The sequence below is a fragment of the Microbacterium nanhaiense genome, assembly GCF_014646015.1.
In the GTDB taxonomy this organism is placed as follows: Bacteria; Actinomycetota; Actinomycetes; order Actinomycetales; family Microbacteriaceae; genus Microbacterium; species Microbacterium nanhaiense.
This window is the reverse complement of sequence record NZ_BMMQ01000001.1, coordinates 427,254-453,114: the sequence shown is the minus strand read 5'-3', so window position 1 is coordinate 453,114 and position 25,861 is coordinate 427,254. Positions and strand designations below refer to the sequence as shown.

The 25,861-nt window shown below is 69.4% G+C and carries 22 protein-coding genes and 1 pseudogene; 14 read left to right on the top strand and 9 right to left on the bottom strand.

All coding sequences use genetic code 11. From position 1 onward, the window contains the following. Genes IEX05_RS02265 through IEX05_RS02250 form a run of 4 tightly spaced genes read left to right on the top strand, consistent with a single transcriptional unit; the run spans position 1 to position 4,729 of the window. Entirely contained in the window at positions 1 to 933 is a 933-nt protein-coding gene (locus IEX05_RS02265) for an ABC transporter permease (RefSeq protein WP_188699758.1), read from the top strand. Then, the gene (locus IEX05_RS02260) at positions 930 to 1,817 is read left to right on the top strand and encodes an ABC transporter permease (protein WP_188699757.1); all 888 of its coding nucleotides are present in this window, start codon (positions 930 to 932) and stop codon (positions 1,815 to 1,817) included. Before IEX05_RS02265 ends, IEX05_RS02260 begins: the two co-directional genes overlap by 4 nt. Beyond that, positions 1,814 to 3,469, top strand: coding sequence for a dipeptide ABC transporter ATP-binding protein (locus tag IEX05_RS02255; protein ID WP_188699756.1), 1,656 nt, complete (start codon positions 1,814 to 1,816; stop codon positions 3,467 to 3,469). The genes IEX05_RS02260 and IEX05_RS02255 overlap by 4 nt, the downstream gene beginning before the upstream one ends. Before the next feature lie 9 nt (positions 3,470 to 3,478). Then, complete coding sequence (locus tag IEX05_RS02250; protein WP_229661072.1) at positions 3,479 to 4,729, top strand: acyl-CoA dehydrogenase family protein; 1,251 nt, start codon at positions 3,479 to 3,481, stop codon at positions 4,727 to 4,729. Between the two features lie 10 nt (positions 4,730 to 4,739). On the opposite strand, the gene dxs is transcribed toward IEX05_RS02250, so the two are convergent. The 5 genes from dxs to dut form a co-directional block, all read right to left on the bottom strand. Continuing rightward, positions 4,740 to 6,695, bottom strand: a complete 1,956-nt coding sequence (dxs, locus tag IEX05_RS02245; RefSeq protein WP_188699755.1) for a 1-deoxy-D-xylulose-5-phosphate synthase — start codon at positions 6,693 to 6,695, stop codon at positions 4,740 to 4,742. Positions 6,696 to 6,792: 97 nt separating this feature from the next. Then, entirely contained in the window at positions 6,793 to 9,609 is a 2,817-nt protein-coding gene (locus IEX05_RS02240) for an aconitate hydratase (RefSeq protein ID WP_188699754.1), read from the bottom strand. Between the two features lie 128 nt (positions 9,610 to 9,737). Next, positions 9,738 to 10,460 carry a DUF3159 domain-containing protein gene (locus IEX05_RS02235; RefSeq protein WP_188699753.1) on the bottom strand — a complete coding sequence of 241 codons (723 nt, stop codon included), beginning with the start codon at positions 10,458 to 10,460 and terminating at the stop codon, positions 9,738 to 9,740. Beyond that, positions 10,460 to 11,041: a DUF3710 domain-containing protein gene (locus IEX05_RS02230; RefSeq protein WP_188699752.1), complete on the bottom strand. Its 582-nt coding sequence runs from the start codon at positions 11,039 to 11,041 to the stop codon at positions 10,460 to 10,462. The genes IEX05_RS02235 and IEX05_RS02230 overlap by 1 nt, the downstream gene beginning before the upstream one ends. A gap of 22 nt (positions 11,042 to 11,063) precedes the next feature. After that, a complete protein-coding gene (dut, locus tag IEX05_RS02225; protein ID WP_188699751.1) occupies positions 11,064 to 11,510 on the bottom strand; it encodes a dUTP diphosphatase in 447 nt (148 codons plus the stop codon). 12 nt (positions 11,511 to 11,522) lie between these two features. Between dut and IEX05_RS02220 the strand changes: the two genes are divergently transcribed. After that, positions 11,523 to 12,011, top strand: coding sequence for a DUF3093 domain-containing protein (locus tag IEX05_RS02220; RefSeq protein ID WP_188699750.1), 489 nt, complete (start codon positions 11,523 to 11,525; stop codon positions 12,009 to 12,011). On the opposite strand, the gene IEX05_RS02215 is transcribed toward IEX05_RS02220, so the two are convergent. Then, the gene (locus IEX05_RS02215) at positions 12,008 to 12,298 is read right to left on the bottom strand and encodes a DUF4193 domain-containing protein (RefSeq protein ID WP_188699749.1); all 291 of its coding nucleotides are present in this window, start codon (positions 12,296 to 12,298) and stop codon (positions 12,008 to 12,010) included. The genes IEX05_RS02220 and IEX05_RS02215 overlap by 4 nt on opposite strands. Before the next feature lie 282 nt (positions 12,299 to 12,580). Between IEX05_RS02215 and sepH the strand changes: the two genes are divergently transcribed. Then, positions 12,581 to 13,540, top strand: a complete 960-nt coding sequence (gene sepH / locus IEX05_RS02210) for a septation protein SepH (RefSeq protein ID WP_188699748.1) — start codon at positions 12,581 to 12,583, stop codon at positions 13,538 to 13,540. On the opposite strand, the gene IEX05_RS02205 is transcribed toward sepH, so the two are convergent. Further along, entirely contained in the window at positions 13,531 to 14,661 is a 1,131-nt protein-coding gene (locus IEX05_RS02205) for an alkaline phosphatase family protein (RefSeq protein WP_188699747.1), read from the bottom strand. The genes sepH and IEX05_RS02205 overlap by 10 nt on opposite strands. A gap of 65 nt (positions 14,662 to 14,726) precedes the next feature. Here IEX05_RS02205 and IEX05_RS02200 point away from each other — a divergent pair, with 65 nt between their 5' ends. Together IEX05_RS02200 and IEX05_RS02195 are read left to right on the top strand one after the other, a co-directional pair. After that, positions 14,727 to 17,168 (top strand): DNA gyrase/topoisomerase IV subunit A, encoded by a 2,442-nt coding sequence (locus tag IEX05_RS02200; RefSeq protein WP_229661071.1) that lies wholly within the window; start codon positions 14,727 to 14,729, stop codon positions 17,166 to 17,168. A gap of 23 nt (positions 17,169 to 17,191) precedes the next feature. Next, positions 17,192 to 18,121, top strand: coding sequence for an epimerase (locus IEX05_RS02195; RefSeq protein WP_188699746.1), 930 nt, complete (start codon positions 17,192 to 17,194; stop codon positions 18,119 to 18,121). Here the strand turns inward: IEX05_RS02195 and IEX05_RS02190 are convergent. Further along, a complete protein-coding gene (locus tag IEX05_RS02190) occupies positions 18,114 to 19,046 on the bottom strand; it encodes a LysR family transcriptional regulator (protein WP_188699745.1) in 933 nt (310 codons plus the stop codon). The genes IEX05_RS02195 and IEX05_RS02190 overlap by 8 nt on opposite strands. A gap of 71 nt (positions 19,047 to 19,117) precedes the next feature. Here IEX05_RS02190 and IEX05_RS02185 point away from each other — a divergent pair, with 71 nt between their 5' ends. Then, positions 19,118 to 20,062, top strand: coding sequence for an EamA family transporter (locus IEX05_RS02185; RefSeq protein ID WP_188699744.1), 945 nt, complete (start codon positions 19,118 to 19,120; stop codon positions 20,060 to 20,062). A gap of 20 nt (positions 20,063 to 20,082) precedes the next feature. On the opposite strand, the gene IEX05_RS02180 is transcribed toward IEX05_RS02185, so the two are convergent. Next, positions 20,083 to 22,179, bottom strand: a complete 2,097-nt coding sequence (locus IEX05_RS02180; RefSeq protein WP_188699743.1) for a DNA gyrase/topoisomerase IV subunit B — start codon at positions 22,177 to 22,179, stop codon at positions 20,083 to 20,085. 171 nt (positions 22,180 to 22,350) lie between these two features. Here IEX05_RS02180 and IEX05_RS02175 point away from each other — a divergent pair, with 171 nt between their 5' ends. The 5 genes and pseudogenes from IEX05_RS02175 (at position 22,351) to IEX05_RS02155 (ending at position 25,853) form a co-directional block, all read left to right on the top strand. Next, positions 22,351 to 22,560, top strand: a complete 210-nt coding sequence (locus IEX05_RS02175; protein WP_188699742.1) for a DUF7455 domain-containing protein — start codon at positions 22,351 to 22,353, stop codon at positions 22,558 to 22,560. Between the two features lie 120 nt (positions 22,561 to 22,680). Further along, a pseudogene (locus tag IEX05_RS02170) lies at positions 22,681 to 23,361 on the top strand (phosphodiester glycosidase family protein); the annotation flags it as partial. A gap of 3 nt (positions 23,362 to 23,364) precedes the next feature. Next, positions 23,365 to 24,459 carry a glycosyltransferase family 2 protein gene (locus IEX05_RS02165; protein WP_188699741.1) on the top strand — a complete coding sequence of 365 codons (1,095 nt, stop codon included), beginning with the start codon at positions 23,365 to 23,367 and terminating at the stop codon, positions 24,457 to 24,459. Between the two features lie 57 nt (positions 24,460 to 24,516). Continuing rightward, positions 24,517 to 25,095 (top strand): DUF4956 domain-containing protein, encoded by a 579-nt coding sequence (locus IEX05_RS02160; RefSeq protein WP_188699740.1) that lies wholly within the window; start codon positions 24,517 to 24,519, stop codon positions 25,093 to 25,095. Next, the gene (locus IEX05_RS02155) at positions 25,092 to 25,853 is read left to right on the top strand and encodes a polyphosphate polymerase domain-containing protein (RefSeq protein WP_188699739.1); all 762 of its coding nucleotides are present in this window, start codon (positions 25,092 to 25,094) and stop codon (positions 25,851 to 25,853) included. Before IEX05_RS02160 ends, IEX05_RS02155 begins: the two co-directional genes overlap by 4 nt. Positions 25,854 to 25,861: the final 8 nt, after the last annotated feature.

Sequence of the window (25,861 nt, the reverse complement as noted above, 5' to 3'; positions counted from 1 at the left end):
ATGAGGATCGTCAGAAGAATCGTTCCGAGACTCCTGCTCGGCGTGCTCGTGATGTGGGGCGCCGCGACGCTCACCTTCCTCGCGATCACCATCATCCCGGGAGACACGGCGCTGCTCATCCTCGGCGGGCCCGATGCCCGCCCGACCGAGGAGGCCCTCGAGGCCGTGCGCGCGGAGTACCTGCTCGACGAGCCGTTCCTCGTCCAGTACCTGCATTACCTGAGCAGCGTCGCCCGCGGCGACCTCGGCCAGTCCTATCGCCTTCGCATCCCCGTCACGGAGGCGATCGGCCAGCAGCTCGGCTCCACCGCGACCCTCGCGGCCGCGGCGGCCGTGCTGGCGATCGTGCTGACGGTGGTCGTCGCCGTGCTCAGCGCCCAGCGCGCCCCGTGGGTGCGCCGGATCGTGTCCAGCGTCGAGGTCTTCCTCGCCGCCGCTCCGAGCTTCGTCATCGGATTCGGCCTGCTGTTCGTCTTCGCCTTCACGCTCCGTATCCTCCCGTCCGGAGGCACGAACGGCTTCGCCGCACTCATCCTGCCGGCGGTCACGCTCGCGCTCGTGCTGTTCGGGCCACTCTCTCAGGTGCTCCGTGGCGAGCTCGAGGAGGTTCTCGAACAGCCCTTCGTGCTCACCGCTCGCGCCCGCGGGCTCGGCGACCTGGCCGTGCGCGTGAAGCACGCGCTCCGCCACGCGGCGATCCCCGCGGTGACCATGTCGGGCTTCATCGTCGGGGGCCTCCTGGGCGGCTCCGTGATCGCCGAGACGCTCTTCTCCCGTTCCGGCGTCGGGGGCCTGATGCTCCAATCCGTCTACAACAAGGATCTCCCGGTCATCCTCGGCGTGGTCCTCCTCTCCGCGGCGGTGTTCGTCGTGGTGAACCTCATCGTCGACCTCGTCTACACGGCGATCGATCCGAGAGTGGTGACGTCATGACCCTTTCGCGCACGCTCACCGACGTTGCGATCCCCGGCGCCGCCCGCGCCCGGACCGCCGTCGCGATCCCCGGATGGCTGCGCCGCACGCGGCCCGCGGTGGCGGTGGCCTGGGCGTTCATCGCGCTCCTCGGTGTGGCGATCCTTGCACCCCAGGCCCTCGCACCTGGCGATCCGCTCGCCGTGGATCCGACGGCGACGTTCATCCCCCCGGGCGCGGAGCACTGGTTCGGCACCGACGAATCCGGGGGTGACATCTACACCCGCGTCGTGCATGGCGCGCGCACGTCGATCCTCATTGGCCTCGCCGCGACCGCGATCGCCGTGACGCTGGGCACGCTCGTCGGCATCGCCGCCGGGCTGTCGCACCGCTACGTCGAGTCGGGCATCATGCGCGTGCTCGACGTCGTTCTGGCCGTCCCCGAACTCCTGCTCGCGCTCGTCATCATCGGCATCATCGGCGGCGGCACGCTCAACGCCGTCATCGCCATCGGCGTGGGCGGAGTCGCCTACTACGCCCGGATCGTGCGGGCGCAGACCCACCGCGTCAAGTCATCCCTCTACGTCGAAGCGGCGCGCGTTCTCGGTCAGGGGCGCACCGCCGTGATCGTGCGCCATGTGCTTCCGAACGCGATCAAGCCGATCCTTGTGCTCGCGACGATCGGAGTCGGCGGAGCGATCGGCGCGGGCGCCTCGCTGGCCTTCCTCGGCCTCGGCACCCCGCCGCCCTCGCCGGAATGGGGAGCGATGCTCTCGGTCGGCCGGAACTTCATCTCGAACGCCCCATGGCTCATCCTCATCCCGGCGGGACTGCTCGTCCTCACGGTCCTCGCGATCACGACCATCGGTCGCGACATCACACGCAGAACGGAGGGCCGCGCATGAGCGAGGAGCTTCTCGTCGATATCCGCAATCTCTCGGTATCGTTCGGGGCCGGATCCCGACGCACGACCGTCGTGAAGGATCTCTCCCTCCAGATCGCGCCGGGAGAATGCGTCGCACTCGTCGGCGAATCCGGCTCGGGAAAATCGGTCACGGCGCGCACGCTCGTCGGGCTCACGGGACACGACGCGCACGTCGATGCCGAGCGCATCGAGTTCGCCGGCCGCGAGCTACGGGGCCTTCCCGAGCGCGCCTGGCGGCGGATCCGCGGGGCAGAGATCGGGTTCGTCCTGCAGGACGCGCTGGCGTCGCTCGACGCGCTCCGCACGGTCGGCGCCGAGGTGGCGGAGCCCCTTCGGATCCACGCCCGCCTCACACGGCGCGAACGCGACGCGGAGGTCCTGCGGCTGCTCGACGCCGCGGGGGTCCCCGAGCCCGCCATCCGTGCCCGGCAACGCCCGCACGAGCTCTCCGGCGGGCAGCGCCAGCGCGCCCTGATCGCGTCGGCGATCGCCGCCTCCCCTCGTCTGATCATCGCCGACGAGCCGACCACGGCCCTCGATGCAACCGTCGCAGCGCAGATCATCCGGCTTCTCGGCGAGGTGAAAGCGGACGGCAGGGGCCTGCTGCTCGTCAGCCACGATCTCGCGGTCGTCGCCGCCCTCGCGGATCGCATCGCCGTGATGCACAACGGCGTCATTGTCGAGGAGGGACCGGCGCACCAGGTTCTGACGGCGGCCCTGCACCCGTACACGCAGGATCTGCTCACGGCGGTTCCGTCGATGCACCCGCGAGGATCCACGCTGTCGCGCGGCCCGGCGATAGACCCGGCGCAGCTTCGCCGCATCGCTGCGCCCGCGCGCGAGGTCGGCGCCGGTCCCGTTCTCGAGGCGCGGGCGATCACGAAGAGCTTCCTCGGCCCCGATCGTGCCCACCGCACCGCGGTCGACGGCGTCGACCTCACCGTGCAACCGGGGACGACGCTCGGCATCGTCGGGGAGTCGGGCTCCGGGAAGACGACGACGGCACGGATCCTGCTGGGCGTCGAAACCGCCGACTCCGGCGAGGTGCGGTGGAAGGGCACGCCGTGGGCGGAGCTCGGACCGGCGGCCAGGGCACGCGCACGACGCTCCCTGCAGGTGGTCTATCAGGATCCGCTCGCCTCCTTCGATCCGCGATACACCGTCGGGCGGGTGCTCGATGAGGCGCTCGCCGCCGCCGGGGTGGCCCGCGGATCCGAGCGCGTCGACCGCGCAGAGGCGCTCCTCGGCCTCGTGCGGCTGCCGGCGGCGGCGCTCTCGCGTCGCCCCATCGAGCTGTCCGGCGGTCAGCGACAGCGCGTGGCCATCGCTCGCGCCCTCGCCGCGGGCCCCGAGGTCATCGTGTGCGACGAACCGGTGTCGGCGCTCGACGTGTCGGTTCAGGCCCAGGTGCTCGATCTCCTGGCGGCCCTGCAGGAAGAGCTCGGCCTCACCTATGTGTTCATCTCGCACGATCTCGGCGTCGTGCATCACATCAGCGACGAGGTTCTCGTCATGAAGGATGGACGCGTCGTCGAGCGGGGCGAGACCGAGTCGATCTTCCGTTCGCCGCAACACCCCTACACGAAATCGCTCCTCGCCGCCGTGCCCCGCATCGCGCCGGCGAACGCCTAAGGAAACGCATTGTCGACGCAGACCGAGATCAGTCATGTCCTCCATCAACCGGCGTGGGCCGCGGCCCGCGCGTCGCGATTCAAGCAGCGCTTCGCCGCTGTGCTGACCGACATCGCGCGCGGTGCGATCGCGAGAGAGGAGGAGCGGCGGCTTCCGTTCGCGGAACTGGAACAGCTGAAGGATGCGGGCTTCACGCGCGCGACCCTGCCGGAGGAGCTCGGCGGCGGCGGCGCGAGCCTCAGCGAGGGCCTCGAACTCCTCAGTCACCTCGCCCAGCACGAACCAAACCTCGCCCAGGTGCTGCGCTCGCACTTCGCTCTCATCGAGCGTCAGATCCTCGCCCCGCCGTCGTCGGCCCGCGACCGGGTGCTCGCGCGCATCGCGTCGGGCGCGGTCTACGGCAACGCCTCGCACGAGCGCAGCTCCGCGCAGGTCGGCTCGCTCGAGACGCGGGTGCGCGCGCACGGCGACGGCTACGTGCTCAGCGGTACGAAGTACTACTCGACGGGCACGCTCTACGCCGATTGGGTCTCCGTCTCGGCCGTCGATGAGGAGGGGGAGTTCGTCGGTGTCGCCGTCGACACGCGCAGCCCCGGCGTGACCCGCGCGGACGACTGGAACGGATTCGGGCAGCGCCTGACCGGCAGCGGAACGACCGTCTTCGACGAGGTGCGCGTGCCCGCTCACGATGTCACGCACCGGACGGGATCCGCGCCCGGCCATGGCGGTGCCTACGTGCAGCTGGTGCTGCTCGCCGCGCTGAACGGCATCGGCCGCGCGATCGTCAGCGACGCGATCGAGTTCGTCACCCGCCGCACCCGCGTCTACAGCAACGGATCCGGGGCGACCGCCGCGAGTGACCCGATCGTCCTCGAGACCATCGGCGAGCTGAGCGCGCTGTCCTACCAGGCCGACGCGGCGCTGCAGTCGGCCGTCGCGGCGCTCCAGGACTCGCACGATCTGCAGGCCGCGGATGCCGATCCCCGCGCCATCGACGAGGCGGTCGCCCGCGGAGACGTCGCCACCGCGCACGCGCAGATCGTCGTCGTGACGGCGGTGCTCGACGCGGCGACGAAGCTCTTCGACATCGGCGGGGCATCCGCGACGGATCGCTCGCGCGGGCTCGACCGGCACTGGCGCAACGCCCGTACGATCGCGACGCACAACCCGCACCGGAACAAGGCGAAGGCGATCGGCGATCTGCTCGTCAACGGCACGCCGCTGAGCAACTCGTGGCTGACCGGAGAGGCGGCCGGATGAGGCTCGGAGCCTAGCGCGCTCCTCGCGAGTGATCCTTCGCCGCGACTCCCGTGCGGGCGGTCAGCGCGTTCTGCCGCGCGACGGGGACACGGGTTCCCAGAACCTGGGAGACGACGTCCTGGGCGATCTTCGACGCCGTCAGACCCGCATCCTCAAGCACCTGCTCACGCGATGCGTGGTCGATGAACTCGTCCGGGAGGCCCAGCTCGTCCACCGCCGTGTCGACGCCGGCCTCGCGCAGCACCTGGCGCACTCGCGTGCCGATGCCACCGACGCGGATCCCGTCCTCGATCGTGATGACGAGGCGGTGGCGTCGGGCGAGGTCGACGATCGAGTCGGCGACCGGGACGACCCACCGGGGATCGATGACGGTTGCGCCGATGCCCTGCGCCCCGAGGCGCTCGGCGACGTCGAGCGCCATGCGGGCGAACGGGCCGATGCCGATCAGGAGGACGTCCTCGTCGCCGGAGCGCGCGAGCACGTCGACACCGTCGGCCGTGCGCTCGATCGCCTCGATGGTCTCGCCGACCTCGCCCTTCGGATAGCGGATCACCGTGGGGCCGTCGTCGATGGCGACCGCCTCGTCGAGCTCCTCGCGCAGCCGCTCGGCGTCTCGCGGGGCGGCGATGCGGATATGGGGCACGATGTGCAGGAGCGCCAGATCCCACATGCCGTGGTGGCTGGGGCCGTCGGGGCCCGTGACGCCCGAACGGTCGAAGACGAACGTCACTCCGGCCTTGTGAAGCGCCACGTCCATGAGCACCTGGTCAAAGGCCCGGTTCACGAAGGTCGCGTAGAGCGCCACGACCGGGTGCAGGCCGCCGTAGGCGAGCCCGGCCGCGCTCGCGACGGCGTGCTGCTCGGCGATGCCCACGTCGTACACGCGCTCCGGAAAGCGTTCGGCGAAGGGGCCGAGACCCGTAGGCCGGAGCATGGCCGCCGTCATGGCGATCACGTCGGTCCGCCGCTCCCCCACCTCGACCAGCGCGTCGGCGAAGACGCCCGTCCAATCCTTGCCCTTGCGCCCGCCGACGGGCTTGCCCGTCTTGGGATCGATCTTGTTGACCGCGTGGAACTGGTCGGCCTCGTCGTTGCGGGCCGGCGCATAGCCGCGCCCCTTCTCGGTGATGGCGTGCACGATGACGGGCGCGCTGTATCGCTTGGCCTGCTCGAGCGTCTCGATCAAGGCCGGCAGATCGTGGCCGTCCACGGGGCCGAGGTACTTGATATCGAGCTGCGCGTAGAGCGCAGAGTTGTTCGTGAGCTTCGACAGGAAGCCGTGCGTTCCTCCCCGCACTCCGCGATACAGGGCGCGCCCGACGCGGCCGAGGCGGTGCGCGGCGCGACCCGACTTCTCGTCGAGGTCGCGATAGGTGGTCGCGGTGCGCACGCGATTGAGGTACCGCGCCATGCCGCCGATCGTCGGCGCGTAGCTGCGACCGTTGTCATTGACGACGATCACCAGGTTGCGGTCGTTGTCGTCGGTGATGTTGTTGAGGGCTTCCCAGGTCATGCCGCCCGTCAGGGCACCGTCGCCGAGCACGGCGACGACGTGCCGGTCATCCCGGCTCGTGCGGGCGAAGGCGCGCGAGATGCCGTCGGCCCAGCTGAGCGAGCTCGAGGCATGCGAGGACTCCACGACGTCGTGCTCACTCTCGGAACGCTGCGGGTAGCCCGCGAGGCCACCCCGTGAACGGAGCTTGGAGAAATCCTGGCGCCCCGTGAGCAGCTTGTGCACGTACGACTGGTGCCCCGTGTCCCACACGATCGGGTCGTTCGGCGAGTCGAAGACGCGGTGCAGGGCGATCGTGAGCTCGACGACTCCGAGGTTCGGGCCCAGGTGGCCGCCCGTCTGGGAGACGTTCTCGACGAGGAACTCACGCACCTCGCCCGCGAGCTGCGTGAGCTCACGCTTCGACAGGCGGTCGAGGTCCCGCGGACCCGAGATCGACTCAAGCAGACTCATAGTTTCGAGCGTACGCCCCCGTGCTGGAAATCAGGCGGGACGCGACGAGGCCCCTCCCGCGCGGCGACGGGAGGGGCCTCGTGGCGGGGAGGAGCTATTACACCAGCGAGCGCAGCACGTACTGCAGGATGCCGCCGTTGCGGTAGTAGTCGGCCTCACCAGGCGTGTCGATGCGGACGATCGCGTCGAACTCGACGGTCTGCTTGCCGGCGGGCGAGTGCTCGCTCGGCTGCGCCGTCACGTGCACCGTCTTGGGCGTCACGCCGTTGTTCAGCTCGGTCAGACCCTCGATCGAGAAGACCTCGGTGCCGTCGAGCCCCAGCGAGTCGGCCGACTCGCCGGCGGGGAACTGCAGCGGGACGACGCCCATGCCGATGAGGTTCGAGCGGTGGATGCGCTCGAAGCTCTCCGTGATGACGGCGCCGACGCCCAGGAGGCGCGTGCCCTTCGCGGCCCAGTCACGCGACGAGCCGGAGCCGTACTCCTTGCCGCCGAGGATGACGAGCGGCGTGTTCTCGGCCTGGTAGTTCTGCGACGCGTCGTAGATGAACGACTGCGGGCCGCCCTCCTGCGTGAAGTCGCGCGTGTACCCGCCCTCGACGCCGTCGAGGAGCTGGTTCTTCAGGCGGATGTTGGCGAAGGTGCCGCGGATCATGACCTCGTGGTTGCCTCGGCGCGAGCCGTAGGAGTTGAAGTCCTTGCGGTCGATCCCGTGCGCGGTGAGGTACTGACCGGCGGGGGTGTCCGCCTTGATCGCGCCGGCCGGCGAGATGTGGTCGGTCGTCACCGAGTCGCCGAGCTTCGCGAGAACCCGCGCGCCGGTGATGTCCGTCACGGGCGTGGGCTCGGCCGTCATGCCGTCGAAGTACGGCGCCTTGCGCACGTAGGTCGAGTCCTCGTTCCACTCGAACACCGATCCCTCGGGGGTCGGCAGGTTGCGCCAGCGGTCGTCGCCGTCGAAGACGGTCTTGTACTGCTGGATGAACTGCTCGCGCGAGATCGACGAGTCGATGATCTCCTGCACCTCGTCCGGCGTGGGCCAGATGTCCTTGAGGAAGATCTCGTTGCCGTCAGCGTCGGTTCCGAGCGCGTCGGTCTCGAAGTCGAAGTGCATCGATCCGGCCAGCGCGTACGCGACGACGAGCGGCGGCGAGGCGAGGTAGTTCATCTTCACGTCGGGGCTGATGCGGCCCTCGAAGTTGCGGTTACCGGAGAGCACCGCCGTGACCGCGAGGTCGTTGGCGTTGATCGCCTCGGAGACCTCTTCGATCATCGGGCCGGAGTTTCCGATGCAGATGGTGCAGCCGTAACCGACCGTGTAGAAGCCGATCTGCTCGAGATCCTTGTCCAGACCGGACTTCTCGTAGTAGTCGGTGACGACCTTCGAGCCCGGGCCGAGCGTCGTCTTGACCCACGGCTTGCGCGTGAGGCCCTTCTCCGCCGCCTTGCGCGCGACGAGTCCGGCGGCAATCATGACCGACGGGTTCGACGTGTTCGTGCAGGAGGTGATGGCGGCGAGCGTCACGGCGCCGTTGTCGAGCTCGTAGCTCTCGCCCTCGGGGGTGGTCACGAGCGTCGGCGTCGAGGCATTGGCGGGGCCACCACTCGAGAGCAGGTGCGAGACGGTGTGCTCGTGCTCCTCACCGGGGACGGAGCCCGGGTCGGAGGCCGGGAACGACTCGTCGCTCTCGAGGTCGACGATCTCGTCGCTCGTGCGCGGCGCGACGTAGTACTCGATGTCCTTCTCGAACTGCGACTTCGCCTCCGAGAGGAGGATGCGGTCCTGGGGACGCTTCGGACCGGCGATCGACGGAACGACCGTCGACAGGTCGAGCTCGAGGTACTCGCTGAACACGGGCTCGACCGACGGGTCGTGCCACAGGTGCTGCTCCTTGGCGTACGCCTCGACGAGGGCAACGGCCTGCTCGTCGCGGCCCGTCAGGCGCAGGTAGTCGAGCGTGACGTCGTCGATCGGGAACATGGCGGCGGTCGAGCCGAACTCGGGGCTCATGTTTCCGATGGTGGCGCGGTTGGCGAGCGGCACCGAGCCGACGCCCTCGCCGTAGAACTCGACGAACTTGCCGACGACGCCGTGCTTGCGGAGCATGTCGGTGATCGTGAGCACGACGTCGGTCGCCGTGACACCGGCGGGGATGTCGCCCGTGAGCTTGAAGCCCACGACGCGCGGGATCAGCATCGACACGGGCTGGCCGAGCATCGCGGCCTCGGCCTCGATGCCGCCGACGCCCCAGCCGAGCACGCCGAGGCCGTTGACCATCGTCGTGTGCGAGTCGGTTCCGACGCAGGTGTCGGGGTAGGCGCGGAGAACGCCGTTCGCCGGGCGGTCGTAGACGACCTTGGCGAGGTGCTCGATGTTGACCTGGTGGACGATACCGGTGCCCGGGGGGACGACCTTGAAGTCGTCGAACGCGGTCTGGCCCCAGCGCAGGAACTGGTAGCGCTCGCCGTTGCGCTCGTACTCGATCTCGACGTTGCGCTCGAGGGCATCGGGACGACCGAAGAGGTCGGCGATGACCGAGTGGTCGATGACCATCTCGGCGGGCGAGAGCGGGTTGATCTTGTTGGGGTCACCGCCCAGCGCAGTGACGGCCTCGCGCATGGTGGCGAGGTCGACGATGCACGGCACGCCCGTGAAGTCCTGCATCACGACGCGAGCCGGCGTGAATTGGATCTCCGTGCTGGGCTCGGCGTTCGCGTCCCACTGGCCGAGGGCCGTGATCTGCTCGCGCGTGACGTTCGCACCATCCTCCGTGCGGAGCTGGTTCTCGAGGAGCACCTTGAGGCTGAAGGGGAGCTTCTCATACCCCTCAACCGCATCGATGCGATAGATCTCATAGTCGGTGCCACCGACCGAAAGGGTGCTCTGAGCACCGAAGCTGTTCACCGTAGACACGGATGTCTCCTTATGGTCGACCGCAGCATTGCGCTCCCATCCTCCTCCTCTGAGGCCGATGGTGCTAGGAAGGTCGACCTAACGCGCGCAATTTATCTTGATGTCAAGATAAATACTATCAGCGTCGACTATCGGCGATCGCTGTACACGGCGCGAGAGGCGAGCCAGGTGACGGCTACGAGCGGCGCGAACAGGGGGATCCCCATCACGAGCTTGACGGTGCCGAGCGCCTGCACGACGTCGTCGCCGCCGGCGAGCCACATCGGAAACTGCACGCCGAGCCGCAGGAAGAACAGTGCCGCCCACATGATGGCGAGCCAGAAGAACACCCGGCTCTTGCGCCGGTCCTTGCGCCAGGCGACACCGTCGTCCATGAGGAAGCCCACGGCGAGACCGATGATCGACCACCCCACGACCGCCGACACGAGGAAGGCGGATCCGTAGACGACGTTCGTGATGAAGCCCGGGATGAAGTTGTCCTCCGCACGCCCCGTGAACAGCACGAGGGCTCCCGCCACTCCCACTGCCACGAGCCCGCCGAGAGCGGCCGATGGCGCCTGGCGCTGAAGAAGGCGAACGACGGTGAAGACGGCCGCCGCCGCAACCGAGGCGACGACCGCGAGGACGTTGTTGTCGGGCCAGATCGTCAGGCTGACGAGGAACACGACGAGCGGCAGCACCGACTCGACGATGCCGCGCACTCCCCCGATCGCCTTCCACACCGCGGCGCCCGTCGAGGTGGACTGGGCGGGGTCGAGTCCCGCGCGGCGCGCGGCCTCGCCGAAGGCCTGTCCGAGCACGCTCGAGGCGCTCGCGCCCTCGGGCGCGTCGTTCTCCGGGCGCTCGGTCATCAGGACCCCGGTGTGACGGGCATGGTCAGCGGGATGAGATCGCGCGGGGGCATCGGCGAGGCGCCGCGCACGACCACGAGCGACCGGAAGAGGTCCTCGACCCGCTCCGCCGCCTCCGGCGAGCTGGCGCCCGCGCCGCCGATGACGCCGCGCAGGAACCATCGCGGCCCATCGACGCCGACGAAACGCACGACGCGCGTGCCCGCGGGCTCGCGCACCTCGGCAAGAAGCTCGGGTCCGAACGGCCCCTCGCGCTCCTCCACTCGGCCGCCCTGCCCCGCCACCTGCGCGCGGATCTGCTCGCGCGTCTCGTGCCACAGTCCCGTCGAACGGGGCGCGGCGAAGGGCTGCACCTGCAGGGTGGAGTCGGCGTAGTCGAGACCGACCGCGACGATCCGCTGCGTCTTCTCCTCGACCTCGAGGCGCAGGTTCAGGCCCTCGCGCGGAAGCACCTTGATGCCGCCGATGTCGATGTAGGGGCGGACGGGGTTGGCCTCGCTCGCGTCGAAGGGTCCGCGCTCCGCGCGGTCGGCGGGGGCCGACTTCTCCGTCTGAACCGGGTTTTCCTGGGAATCAGTCATCTGTTCGCCTATGTCTCTCAGATCAATGAGCGGGTGCGGCGTAGCCGGACGAACCGAAGCCGCCCTCTCCGCGGATGCCATCGTCGAGTTCGTCGACGGGAAGGAAGTTCGCGCGCAGCACGGGTGCGACGATCAGCTGGGCGATGCGATCCCCCGCCGCGATCGTATAGGGGTTCTCGCGGTCCGTGTTCAGCAGCGCCACCTTGATCTCGCCGCGATAACCGGCATCGATCGTGCCGGGCGCGTTCACGATGGTGATGCCGTGCTTCGCCGCGAGCCCGCTGCGGGGAACGACAAACGCGGCGCAACCCTCCGGCAGCGCGATGCGAACGCCGGTGGGCACGAGCCGACGCTCTCCCGGCTCGAGCACGAGGTCGATCGTCGAAATCAGGTCGGCCCCGGCGTCGCCGGGGTGCGCATACGCCGGAATCGAGGGTGCGACAATGGGGATGTCCACGGAATCACTCACGACTCGAGGGTAATGCACGTCTTGAATGCCTCAGCAGGAACCGGCCGACAGCAGACGTCCGCCTACCGCGAACGCCTGACCCCGTCCCTCAAGTTCATCGTCGGTGCCGCGATCATCGCCCCGATGGTGTCGCTCGTGTTCGTGCGCTTCAATCAGGCGGCCGCACTCGTGTTCGGCGTGCTCGCGGCGGCGATCCTCATCTGGATCCTCCTCGGCACCGCTCCTCGGGTGCGGGTCGAGAACGGCGAGCTCATCGCGGGACGCGCCCATATCGACGTCGCCCACCTCGGCGATCCGCAGATCCTTACGGGCGAAGACGCGGCCAAGGCGCGCGGCGTGGGATTGGATCCGCGCGGCTGGTACCTCATTCGCGGCGGTATCGACGGCATCGTGCTCGTGGAGAACATCGATCCCGCGGATCCCGTCACGACCTGGACGGTGTCGTCGCGTACGCCGGATCGCCTGGCGGCGGCGATCCGGCGCGCGCAGCACGCGTCTTAGGCGCAGTCCTTGCAGATCGGGCCCGAGTCGCCGACGTGATCGATCTGCGAGCGGTGCTTCACAAGGAAGCACTCCATGCAGGTGAACTCGTCCTGCTGCGGGGGGAGCACCACGACGTCGAGCTCGACGTTCGACAGGTCGGTACCGCCGAGGACGAAGCTGGGGTTGTCCGAGTCCTCCGACTCGACCGCGCTGCTCTGGTTCGAGCGCGCGGCCTTGAGGGCCTCGATCGACTCGTTGCCCTCGTCCTCGTTCTTGTTGCGCGGTGCGTCGTAATCAGTTGCCATTACTGGGCGTCACTTCTTTCATGGGGGTGGTTCGGGGCCCACGCGACCGGGAGCGATCGGGGTTCGACAGGTATCTCTCATACCGAACGAGTGCGTGCGTGGCGGCGATAGTTTGCATGACGCAAGCTGAATTCGCAAATGCGTTCCCTGGGAGCGGCAGGTGCGGTGATGCCTGCGGCGAGACAAACCCGCGGCACGCCATAGTTATTCCGGCCATTTACGGCCCGGACGTGACACCATGTGTCGGTGCGGTCGCTCGCGCGACGCGAGGAGAGGAGCAGGATGGAACAGCTGACCATCGTGGGTACGGAGGGCACGACGCTCGTCCTCGCCAATGAGCACGGACAGCGCTTCACCCTCGAGATCGATGACATGCTCCGCGGCGAGGTCCGCAGAACGCGCGCCATCACCGAGCCGAAGCCGCCCGCGAAGGGGCCGAACCCTCGCGACATCCAGGCGCACATCCGCGCCGGGCTCTCCGCCGAGGAAGTCGCCGAACTCCTCGAGTGCGACGTGGAGCGCGTGCGCCCGTTCGAGGGACCGGTTCTCGCCGAGCGGGAGCACATCGTGGATCGGGCGCTCGCGATGCCGGTGCTGCGCAGCGTGCAGGTGGGGTTGGAAGAGAATCCGACCTTCGGCACCGTCATCCGCGAGAAGCTCGCGGACCTCTCCGCGATGTCCGAGCGATGGACCAGCTGGAAGGCCGAGGAGGGGTGGGTCATCAAGCTCACCTTCGAGGCCGGCGGCATTGAGCGAGACGCGCGCTGGACCTACGATCCGCGCCGCAGCGCGCTGGCCCCCGCCAACGACGACGCCACGCAGCTGTCCCGTCAGGGCAAGGTTCAGGACGGGCTGATCCCCCGCCTCCGGGCGCTGGACGCCGTCGAGGATCAGAAGGACGTGTCGACCTTCGACGAGCAGTCGTTCCACGAGGACGCGCCCCAGCCCGAGCCCGAGCCGGAGCGGGTGTCCGACACGGCCGACCTCCTCGAGGCGCTCCGGCGAAAGCGCGGGCAGCGCGAGCCCGCCGCCTCGGACGAGCGCACCGAGGAGCCATCCGCTCGCCCCGTCGCGCTCCTGAACTCCTCCGAGGAGGGCGCGAAGGCCCCGTCCGAGAGCGATGAGCAGCCGGAGGCCGACGCGTCGTCGAACAGCGGAGACAGCGCGAAGCGCCGCCGCCGCCCGTCGATGCCGTCCTGGGACGAGATCGTCTTCGGCGCGCGCGGCGACGATCAGCCGTAGGCACCGAGCCGGATCAGCGGCACCGTCGTCTCCTCCGGCGTGAGGGCTCCGTGCTGTCCGATCATCGTCTGCGCGCGCTTGTCGGCGAGGCGGTCGTCGTAGAACGCCCAGAGGCCGCGCGCGGCGACGAGCACGTCGCCGATGCGGTCTCGCGCCTCGTCGGCGATGAACGGTCCGAAGAGGCCGTCGGCGATCGCCTCCTCGCGCGTGGACACGTCCGCGACTTTTCCGTTCGCCTCTCGCCACACCTGCGCGACGCGATCGGCGTCGGAGCTCTCGTCGAGGTAAAGGTGCAGGAACCGCGGCTCGCCGCCGATCAGCCGCACGTCGTCGAGGCGCGGGTCCCCCTCACCGAGCAGGATGTGTCGCGTGGGAGGGACGTCGACCATCCCGTGATCGGCGGTGACGATCGCGCCCACGCCGGCCGGGAGCGCGAGCGCGGGACGCAGCGCGCTGTCGATCCTCTCGAGGGTCGCGCGCCAGCGGTCCGAGTCCACCCCGGACCTGTGCCCGGCCTTGTCCAGCTCCGGAATGTAGCAATACACGAGCGCCCCCGCCGTCTGCGCCGCGAGCGCACAGGCGACGCGCACGCGGGCCTCGAGATCGTTCTCCGCGACAAACTCGCTTCCGCGCTGCACGGCCCGCGTGAATCCCGTCGCCCGGTACTCGGAGTGCCCGACCGAGAAGGGGCGGATCCCTCGCGCCGACGCCCGCTCGAAAATCGTCTCGGCGAGCTGCCAGGTCTCCGGATCCAGCCCCTGGTTCTCGTAACCGCTCAGCTGATTGGTCACGATGCGCCGCGCGGGGTCGAGCGTGCTGTAGCCGAGGATCCCGTGCTCCCCGGGCGCGGCACCGGTGAGCAGCGAGGTCAGCGCGGCGGCGGTCGTCGAGGGCGCTACGGTGCGCGCCGTGTGCTTCTTGGGCATCGCCTGCGCCAGGTGGCGAGCATGCGACGCGTGCGCGCGCAGCTGGATCGCGCCGAGCCCGTCGACGAGGAAGACGATGGCCGAGCGGGCGGGCGAGAACCAGTCGCTCTCCCCCGTCAGCGATGCGAGCATCTGCTGCGCCACTCCGGCGAGATCCCGGGCCGTGTCGGGCCCCGCGGGTAGAATTCTTGACATCCGGGCCAGTCTCGCACACGTGGCGTTGAGGGCCCGGAATTCGTCGTTTCAGGAGAGAGGCACAGATGGCGCGTCAGAAGGAACCGGCCCCGCCCGTGGAGGAGCGCATCGAGGAGATCGCGCTCGAGAGCGAGATGCAGGGTTCGTACCTCGAATACGCCTACTCCGTGATCTACTCGCGCGCGCTCCCCGACGCGCGCGACGGGCTCAAGCCCGTGCAGCGACGCATCCTGTTCCAGATGGCCGAGATGGGGCTGCGCCCCGAGCGGGGTCACGTCAAGAGCGCGCGCGTCGTCGGCGACGTCATGGGCAAGCTGCACCCGCACGGCGATAGCGCGATCTACGATGCCCTCGTCCGGCTCGCGCAGGACTTCGCGATGCGGCTGCCGTTGGTCGATGGGCACGGGAACTTCGGCTCTCTCGACGACGGCCCCGCCGCCTCCCGCTACACCGAGGCGCGTCTCGATCGCGCCGCGATGCGAATGACGGAAGATCTCGGCGAGGACGTCGTCGATTTCGTCCCGAACTACGACGGCCAGTACCAGCAGCCAGAGGTCCTGCCCGCGGCCTACCCGAACCTCCTCGTCAACGGGGCGACCGGCATCGCGGTCGGCATGGCGACGAACATGGCCCCCCACAACCTGATCGAGGTCGTGAACGCCGCGACCCACCTGCTCGAGAACCCGGATGCCACGACGGCCGAGCTGATGCGCTTCGTTCCCGGCCCCGACTTCCCCTCGGGCGGGATCATCATGGGCCTCGACGGCGTGCGCGACGCCTACGAGACCGGTCGCGGATCCGTGAAGGTGCGCGCCAAGGCATCGATCGAACAAATCGGACCGCGCCGCACCGGCATCGTCGTCACGGAGCTGCCCTATATGGTCGGCCCCGAGCGCGTCATCGAGAAGCTCAAAGACGCCGTGCAGTCGAAGAAGCTGCAGGGCGTGAGCGACGTCAACGACCTGTCCGACCGCAAGAACGGGTTGCGTCTGGTCATCGGCGTGAAGACGGGCTTCGACGCCGCCGCGGTGCTCGAGCGCCTGTACCGGCTGACGCCGCTGGAGGACTCCTTCGGTTTCAATAACGTCGCCCTTGTCGACGGGCAGCCGTCGACGCTCGGCCTGCGCGACATGCTCGTGGTGTACGTCAACCACCGCATCGAGGTCGTCACGCGGCGCACCCGCTATCGGCTGGCGCGCCGACAGGAGCGCCTGCACCTCGTCGAGGGCCTCCTGATCGCGATCCTCGACATCGACGAGGTCATCCAGGTCATCCGCTCGTCCGAGACGAGCGAGGAGGCGCGGAGCCGCCTGTGCCAGGTGTTCGACCTCGACGAGACGCAGGCCGAGTACATTCTCGAGTTGCGCCTGCGCCGGCTGACGAAGTTCTCGCGGATCGAACTCGAGACCGAGCGCGACGAGCTGAAGGCCGAGATCGCGCAGCTCGAGGAGCTGCTCGGCTCGGACGCCCTCATCCGGCGCCAGGTCGCGCACGAGCTCGAGGCCGTCGCCGACGAGCTCGGCACGCCGCGCCGCACCGTCCTCATGAACGCCGCGCCCGCCCAGAAGCGCTCGGCGAAGCAGGCCGAGGCCGACCTCCAGATCGCGGACTCCCCGACTCTCGTCGCGCTGTCGACGACGGGCCGCGCGATCCGGATCGACACGCCGGGCGGCGAGGAGATCGTCGCGCCCGCCCGCCGGGGCAAGCATGACGCGGTTCGCTCGACCGCTCGCGGCACGGTGCGCGGGGAACTCGGTGCGGTGACCACGCACGGCCGCCTCGTGCGCTTCTCCCCCGTCGATCTCCCGAGCGTGCCCCTGTCGTCCATCTCGCTCAGCGCCGGTGCGCGACTGCGCGACTACATCGGCCTCACCGACCGCAGCGAGCAGGTGATCGGGCTCGTCGAGCTCGATTCGGACACCCCGCTCGCCTTGGGCACCGCCCAGGGCGTGGTCAAGCGGATCGTCCCCTCCGCCCTGCCCGCCCGGGCCGAGCTCGAGGTCGTCGCCCTCAAGCCGAAGGACCGCGTGGTGGGGGCCGCGCCCGCGGACGACGAGTCAGATCTCGTCTTCCTCACCGACGACGCGAAGCTCCTCCGCTTCGCCGCTTCCTCCGTGCGCCCGCAGGGCGCGTCGGCCGGTGGCATGGCGGGCATCAAGCTCTCCGCGGGAGCGGCCGCGATTTTCTTCGGGTCGGTCGCGGGGGACGGAAACGTCGTGGTGACCATCTCGACGTCGTCGTCCGCGCTGCCCGGCACGGACCCCGGCCGCGCGAAGATCAGCGACTTCGGCGAGTACCCGTCGAAGGGCCGCGCGACGGGCGGCGTGCGCGCCCACGCGTTCCTGAAGGGCGAGGATCGACTCCAGCTCGGCTGGGCCGGCCCGGATCCCGCGTATGCGCTCGACGCGAAGGGATCCGTCCGGAAGCTGCCGATGACCCTGTCCAAGCGCGACGGATCCGGTCAGCTGCTCGAGGCGGAAGTCGACACGATCGGGCGGGCCCTGTAGCGGGAGCGAGTAGCCTCGCTGGTATGAAGATCGTCATCGCCGGCGGCGCGGGCACCCTCGGCACCTCGCTCGGTGCCTCACTCGTCGCGGACGGACACGAGGTCGTCGTGCTCACCCGCACGCCGGGCCGGCGTCCGCGGCCGGGAATGGCCGAGGTCGGGTGGGATCCCGCGAACGCCGCCCCGTGGGCGCACGTGCTCGAGTCGGACGGCCCGGTCGCCGTTGTGAACCTCGCGGGAAAGCTCGTCGACTGCCGCCCCACGGAGGCAAACATCCGGGAGCTGCGCGACTCGCGCGTCCGCGCCACGGAGGCTCTCGTCGCCGCCTCTCAGCGGCTGTCGCGCCCCGTCGACCGCTGGCTGCAGGGGTCCACTTCCGGCCTGTTCGACGACACGGGCGATCTTCGCATCACGGAGCAGACGCCGGATCCGACCGACGGCCTGCCCCAGATGACCGGAGTGGTACTGCCCTGGGAGGCGGCCGCCCGAGGCGCGAACGCCGCACGGCGGGTGACGATCCGCACGTCGATCGCGCTCGATGCGCACACCCCCGCGCTCGACCGCCTTCTCCTCCCGGCGCGGCTCGGCTTCGGCGGTCCCATCGCGGGCGGCCGCCAGTGGTTCAGTTGGATCCACATCGACGATTGGGTGCGCATCGCTCGCGCGAGCCTCGGGCTCGAGCCGGGGATCGTCATCCCCGACGGCCCGGTCATCGCCGCAGCGCCGAACCCCGTTCGCAACGCCGAGCTGATGCGGGAGCTGCGGCGCGCCGCGCGCGTGCCGTTCGGTCTGCCGACGCCGGCATTTCTTATGCGGATCGCGGCGTTCGCGCTGCGCACGGATCCCGAACTCGCCATCACCGGCCGGCACACGACGAGCACGGTGCTCGCGGAGGCGGGCTTCGAGTTCCGCTTCCCGACCCTGCGCGCGGCGCTTGAGGATCTCCTCAGCTGACCCGCACGCCCCACGCGGGATCGCCGGGCCGGCGTTCCTCGAGTGCGCGTGCGAGCGCATCACGGAAGGCGCGGACGGCGGGGTGGGCGGCGCGGCCCGCGCGCGTCGCGGTATACAGCACCCGATGCGGCTCGCCCGGCAGCGCGGCCAAGGTCAGGCCCGCCAGGTGCGGGGACGAGATGAGCTCCGGCAGGAACGCGACCGCGTGGCCGGTGCGTACGAGCTCGGCGTGCAGCAGCGGATCCGGGCTCTCGAACCTCACGTGCGGTTCGAAGCCCGCCTGACGACACACCTCTCGCCCCCATCGCCCCGTGGGTGTGTCGTCCGGATCGAGCACCCAGGACGCCTCGGCGAGCTCGGTGAGCCGGCGCGGCCTGCCCGCGAACTGCCCCGAAAGCGGCAGGGCGAGGCGAAGGGGGTCGGCGAGCAGATCGGAGCGGTCGATGCCGTCGCGCAGGCGATCGGGTTGCCCCGGGTACTCCTCCCCCAGGATGAGGTCGAACTCGTGCGACAGAAGCCCCTCGAAGGCCTGGCCGTGCTCGCGCTGCACGATATCGACCCGCATCCGCGGGTGCTCATCGGCCATGCGGTCGAGCGCCCCGGGCACGAGGCTCAGCACGACCGATTGGAACGACGCCACCCGCATGCGCCCGCGAAGCTCTCGCTGCGAGGCCGCCAGCTCAGACTCCGCGAGGTCGAGCCTCGCCATGACCGCCGTGGTGTGTTCGACGAGGACCGCGGCGGCGTCGGTCAGCCGGACCCCGCGCCCGACCCGCTCGAGCAGGGGAACGCCCGCCTCGCGCTCGAGGAGAGCCAGCTGCTGCGATACGGCGGACGGTGTGTACGACAGCGCGCGAGCCGTGGCCGCGATCGTGCCGCGGCGGGACAGCTCGCTGAGGACCCGGAGGCGGGGCAGGCTGAGCATCAAATTTCCTTAATGATTTCCTTCATAAGCGGTTGCTGGATTAACGATACGTGTTGGCGAAGAATCGAAGGGTGCCCACCCCCGCCTCGCCGTCAGGCTCCATCGCCACGCCCATCGCGCTCATCATCGGCTCCTGCGTCTCCCTGCAGTTCGGCGCCGCACTGGCCGTGCAGTTGTTCCCCGGGCTCGGAACGTGGGGCGTCACGGCGGTGCGTCTCTCGATCGCCGCGGTCATCCTGCTTCTCGCGGGACGCCCCCGTTTCCTCGCGTGGAGCCGGCGGCAGTGGTTCTCCGTCGTCGGCTTCGGCCTCTCGCTCGGCGCGATGAACGGATTCTTCTACGCCGCGCTCGAACACCTGCCGCTCGGCCCCGCCGTGGCGATCGAATACGTCGGGCCGCTCGTGCTGTCCGCCGTTCTCTCGCGCCGGCTCGTGGATATGGCGTGGGTGGGGCTCGCCGTCGCCAGCATCGCGCTGTTCGGCCTCGACGGCGTGCTGGGATCCGAGCCGCTCTCCCCCATCGGGGTCGCCCTCGTCCTCGTCGCCGCCGCATTCTGGGTCTGCTACATCCGGACGAGCGCGCGGGTCGGCGGGCTGATCCCGGGTGTCGGCGGCCTCGCCGTGGCGCTCTCGATCGCGTCGATCGCGCTCTTCCCATTCGGCGTACCCGCGGCGATGGAACTCGCGCTGCGCCCGGAGCTCGTCTGGTTGGCGGTCGGCACGGCGGTCTTCGCGTCCGTCGCGCCCTACACGCTCGAGCTCGTCGCCCTCCGCCGCCTGCCGCAGCGTGTCTTCGGCGTGCTCATCAGTCTCGAGCCGGTCTTCGCGGCGCTTTTCGGCTGGATCCTGTTGCAGCAGGCCATCGGTCCCCTCAAGATCGCGGCGATCACGCTCGTCGCCGGGGCGAGCGTCGGAATCGCGCTCGCCTCGCGCGGGAAGGCGGATCCACCGCCGGTCGCGGTGACGACGGGATCCGTGCCCGTCATCGGGGAAACCCCGCACCGCGCGACGCGCTGACACGGTCGAGATCGGGGCGGCTACGCGTCGATCGAGTCCTTGTCGAGCCGAGCGGCACCGGCGACGATGAACTCGCGGCGCGGCGCCACCTCGTTGCCCATGAGCATCTCGAAGACCTTGCCCGCCGCCTCCGCATCCTCCATCCGCACGCGGCGCAGCAGACGGCCATCGCGCGACATGGTCGTCTCCGCGAGCTGATCCGCGTCCATCTCGCCGAGCCCCTTGTAGCGCTGGATCGGCTCCTGCCACTTCTTATTCGAGCGGCGCAGCCGCGCGAGGAGCGCGTTCAGCTCGCGGTCGCTGTAGGTGTAGATCGTCTCGTTCGGCTTGGAACCGGGGTTGATCACGATGACGCGGTGCAGCGGCGGGACCGCGGCATACACCCGGCCGTGCTCGATGAGCGGGCGCATGTAGCGGTAGAAGAGCGTCAGCAGCAGCGTGCGGATGTGCGCGCCGTCCACATCGGCGTCGCTCATCATGATCACCTTGCCGTAACGCGCCGTGTCGATGTCGAAGGTGCGCCCGGACCCGGCGCCGATGACCTGGATCAACGCGGCGCACTCGGCGTTCGAGAGCATGTCCGAGATCGACGCCTTCTGCGTGTTCAGAATCTTTCCGCGGATCGGGAAGAGCGCCTGGTACTCGCTATCGCGCGCCTTGCGGGCGGTGCCGAGCGCCGAATCGCCCTCGACGATGAACAGCTCGGTGTTGGAGACGTCCGTCGTGCGGCAGTCGATGAGCTTCGCGGGCAACGACGACGATTCGAGCGCGTTCTTGCGGCGCTGCGTCTCCTTGTGCGCGCGCGCCGAGACGCGCGCCTTCATCTCGCTGACGACCTTGTCGAGCAGCATCGAGACCTGGTTCTTGTCGTCGCGCTTCGTCGAGGCGAAACGTTCCTTGAGCCCCTCGCGGACGACCTTGGCGACGATCGGGCGAACGGCGGGCGTGCCCAGAATCTCCTTCGTCTGCCCCTCGAACTGCGGCTCGGGAAGGCTCACGTTCAGCACGGCAGTGAGGCCCGCGAGCACGTCGTCCTTCTCGAGCTTGTCGTTGCCGACCTTGAGCCGCCGAGCATTCTTATCGACCTCGGCGCGCAACTGCTTCGTGAGCTCCTGCTCGAAGCCCTGCTGGTGCGTGCCGCCCTTCGGCGTCGCGATGATGTTCACGAACGAGCGGGTCGTGGTGTCGTATCCCGTGCCCCAGCGCAGGGCGATGTCGACGCGGCAGGTGCGCTCGACCTCCGTCGACCGCATGGATCCGTCCGCCTGCAACATCGGCACGGTTTCGGTGAAGTTGCCCTCGCCCTCGAAGCGCCAGGTCTCCGTCACCGGGGCATCGGACGCGAGGAACTCGACGAACTCGGTCAGCCCGCCGTCGAAGCGGTAGCTGGTCTCGCGCACCCCGACCTCGGGGTCGGTCGCGTGGCGTTCGTCGCGGATGACGATCTCGAGCCCCGGCACGAGGAACGCGGTCTGGCGCGCGCGCGTGACGAGTTCGTCGTACTGGAAGGCGGCGTCCTTCGTGAAGATCTGTCGATCCGCCCAGTAACGCACGCGGGTGCCCGTGACGCCGCGCTTGGTCTTCCCGACGATGCGCAGCTCGCTACCGTTCTCGAAGGGGGTGAAGGGCGCATCGGGCCGCGCACGGCCGCCGTCGTCGTCGAAGACGCCCGGCTCGCCGCGATGGAAGCTCATCGCGTGGGTCTTCCCGCCGCGATCAACCTCGACGTCCAGGCGCTCGCTCAGGGCGTTGACCACCGAGGCGCCGACGCCGTGCAGGCCGCCGGACGCGGCGTAGGACCCGCCGCCGAACTTTCCACCGGCGTGCAGCTTCGTGTACACGACCTCGACGCCCGTGAGGCCCGTGCGGGGCTCGACATCGACCGGCACGCCGCGGCCGCGGTCCTGCACCTCGACGCTGCCGTCGTCGTGAAGGATCACGTCGATGCGATCACCGTTGCCGGCGACCGCCTCGTCGACCGAGTTGTCGATGATCTCCCAGAGGCAGTGCATGAGCCCCGGTGATCCGTTCGATCCGATGTACATGCCGGGGCGCTTGCGCACGGCCTCGAGGCCTTCGAGGACCTGAAGATGATGGGCGGAGTACTCGGCGGTCACAATATTCGATCTTATCTTCGAAGGGCGACGATCCCGGCGACAACACCCCCAATCCCCGCATCCCGTACGCCGTAGGCGAAACGTTGCCTCGATCGGGATGTTTTGTCGGTGCTCCGTGGTTGTATGGGACATGACCCGTCATTTAGGACGAACGAAGAAGGAGACGGAACGATGACTGCAGCAACGACAGCAGAGGCCCCTGTCTCCCACCGCCTCACGGCACTCGACCGCTGTGACGCATGTGGAGCGCAGGCCTACATCGCGGCAGAGGTCGGCGGCAGCGAACTGCTCTACTGCGCCCACCACGGCCGCAAGTTCGAGGAGAAGCTCCGCGCCGTCGCGACCAGCTGGCACGACGAGACCGACAGGCTCCAAGACTAAACGCGTGACATCGATGGGCCGTCTCCTCCGGGAGGCGGCCCATCGGCGTACTCCCGACGCGGTACGGGCGCGTACCGCCCGCGCCGTCAGTTCGGCGGCATCCACCCTTCCCCCGCCGTCGGCGACGACACGATCACCTACTTCGTCGCCGACGTCACCCTCGGCGACGCGACGGAGCTCCGATCCGCCTTCGCGGAGAACGCGTTCGGCGAGAACATCACCGCCCGCACGAGCGAGATCGCTACCCAGCACTCGGCGATCTTCGCGATCAACGGCGACTACTACGGTTTTCGCGACTCCGGCATCGTGATCCGCGACGGCGTCGCCTACCGCGATGTTCCCGCCCGCACCGGGCTCGCGATGTACACCGACGGCACCGCGAGGATCTACGACGAGACGGCGACCACGGCCGACGAGCTCGTCGCGGAGGGCGTCTGGAACACCATGAGTTTCGGACCCGCGCTCGTCGACGGCGGGGAGATCCTGCCGGGAATCGACGAGGTCGAGGTCGACACCAACTTCGGCAACCATTCGATCCAGGGGGCGCAGCCCCGCACCGCCATCGGCATCATCGATACCAACCATCTCGTGCTCGTCGTGGTCGACGGACGAGACGAGGGCTACAGCCGCGGGGCGACCATGACGGAGCTCGCCGGGATCATGCAGGGTTTGGGCGCCCGGACGGCGTACAACATCGACGGCGGCGGATCGTCGACGATGTACTTCGACGGCACGGTCATCAATCGCCCGTCGAACGGCGGCGAGCGTGCCACGAGCGACATCCTCTATCTAGGCGCGTGAGCCATGCACGTGCTCATCCCGGCCTACGAACCCACCGGATCCCTCCCCCGGCTGGTCGCCCGCTTGCGCGACGCTGACCCGACGCTCCGCGTGCTCGTCGTCGACGACGGATCGGGCCCGCAATACGCCGAGGCGTTCGACCGCGCCGCCGCGGCGGGCGCAGCGATCATCCGGCACCCCCATAACCGCGGCAAGGGTGCGGCGCTGCGCAGCGGGCTCGCATGGATCCGCGCCCGCGCGCCGCTCGACGCCGTCGTGACGGCGGACGCCGATGGTCAGCACACGCCGCAGGACATCCTCGCCGTCGCCGCGCGAGTCGACGTCGAGGGCAACGCGCTCGTTCTCGGGTGCCGTGCCTTCGACGGCGACGTTCCGGCGCGCAGCCGCGTCGGCAACGCCATCGCGCGCGGCGCGTTTCGGGTCGCGGCGGGCTGGCGCGTGAGCGATACGCAGACGGGGCTCCGCGGGATCCCACCCGCGATGATCGCCTGGCTCCTCGAGGTTCCGGGCGAGCGATTCGACTACGAGCAGTGGGTGCTCCTCCGGCTCGCACGCGCGGGGTTCTCGGCCGTCGAGGTGCCGATCGAGACCGTGTATCTCGACGGCAACGCATCGAGCCACTTCAGACCCATCGCCGACTCGATCCGGGTGATGGCGCCGACGATCGCCTTCGCGGCGTCCTCGCTGACGGGATTCGTCGTCGACGCGGCCGCCCTGTTCCTCATCTATGCCGTGACCGGCGCGCTGGTGCCGTCGGTGGTCGCCGCGCGCGTGATCAGTGCGGGCATCACCTTCGTGCTCAACCGGCGGGTGGTGTTCCGCCGGCGCGGCCGCGAACACCTGTTTCGCCACCTCGCCGCGTACGCGGTGCTCGCCGCGCTGCTCCTCGCTTCGAACCTGGCGTGGATGAGCTTCCTGACGGGCGCGGGCCTGCCCCTCTGGCTCGCCAAGGTCGTCACGGAGCTCGGGCTGTTCGCGCTGAGCTATCGCGCACAGAAGAACGCGGTCTTCGCCCCGCGTACCGCGAACGCAGTACGTTCGCATGCCGCCCGCGCAGACTCTTCGCCGCAATTCACCTCGTCCCGCGTCTCGTCATAGCCATTCCAAAGAAACGCGCCCTGAGCTGAGATCAGTTCACCCCAAGGAGTACTCCCGATGACCATCCCACACCTCATCCTCATCGCCGTCGATCTCGTGGCGGCCGCCGTCCTCGCCTTCGGCGTCTACTACCCGCGACATCGCCGCCGAGACCTCGTCGTGGCGTTCCTCGGCGTGAACATCGGTGTCCTCGCCGTGGCGACGATGCTCGGATCGACGCAGGTCGCCGCGGGACTCGGCCTCGGTCTCTTCGGGGTGCTGTCGATCATTCGCCTGCGGTCCTCCGAGATCACCCAGCGCGAGGTCGCCTACTACTTCGCGGCGCTGGCGATGGGCCTGATCGGCGGGCTCGGCTCGGCGGACGTCGCCGTCCCGGCGGTACTCATCGCGCTGATCCTCGGAACGATGTGGATCGCGGATCACCCCGCGCTTCTCTCTCGCAGCCGCCACCAGGTGGTGCGGCTCGACCGCGCGATCGCCGACGAAGAGGAGCTCCGGGACGAGCTCGAGGCGCGTCTGGGCGGCGCCGTCACCTCGCTCACCGTTCAGCAGCTCGATCTCGTCAACGACTCGACGCTCGTCGACGTCCGCTACCGTCTCGACGCGGCGCGGATCGCGAGCAGGGTGGCGCGATGAACGCCGCCGTGGCGGCGGCGGGCTTCGCGCCCGTACCGCTCGAAGAACTCGTCTCCGAGGCCGCCCTGCTGACGCGCGTCGACCGGAAGTACCTCCTGCCGGAGGATCACGCCGCCGAGCTCCTCACGCTCTTGTCCGAAGGCACTCGGGTGCTCGAGATCGACGGTATGCGCGGATTCGCCTATGACTCCGTCTATTTCGACACTCCCGATCACCTCGCTTACCGCCTCACGGCGCAGAGGCGCCGCCGACGGTTCAAGCTCCGCACCCGCACCTACCTCGACACCGGGGGCTCCTTCCTCGAGCTCAAGACGAAGAGTGGCAGGGGCACCACGGTCAAACGCCGCATCCCCTACGACGCCGCCGATCGTACGCGGCTGACGCCGGACGGCAGCGCCTACATCGCCGCCCTCCTCGGCGAGGAAGGACACGATCCCGCGCTCGTGGCTCGGATGCGCCCGTCCCTCGGCAGCCGATATCGCCGCACCACGCTCCTCCTCGACTGCGGCAGCCGCGCCACGATCGACACGGAGCTGCACTGGTCCTGCCCGTCCGGCGACGCGATCGACCTCCCCGGCTACGCGATCGTCGAATCCAAATCGGCGGGTCGACCCAACGAGCTCGACCGCCTCCTCTGGCGCGCCGGACATCGCCCCAGCGGGATCAGCAAGTTCGGCATCGGCACGGCGGCGCTTCGCCCCGAGCTGCCCGACAACAAGTGGTCGCGAACCCTGCGCGGCCCGTTCGCACACAACTAAGGAGTTCT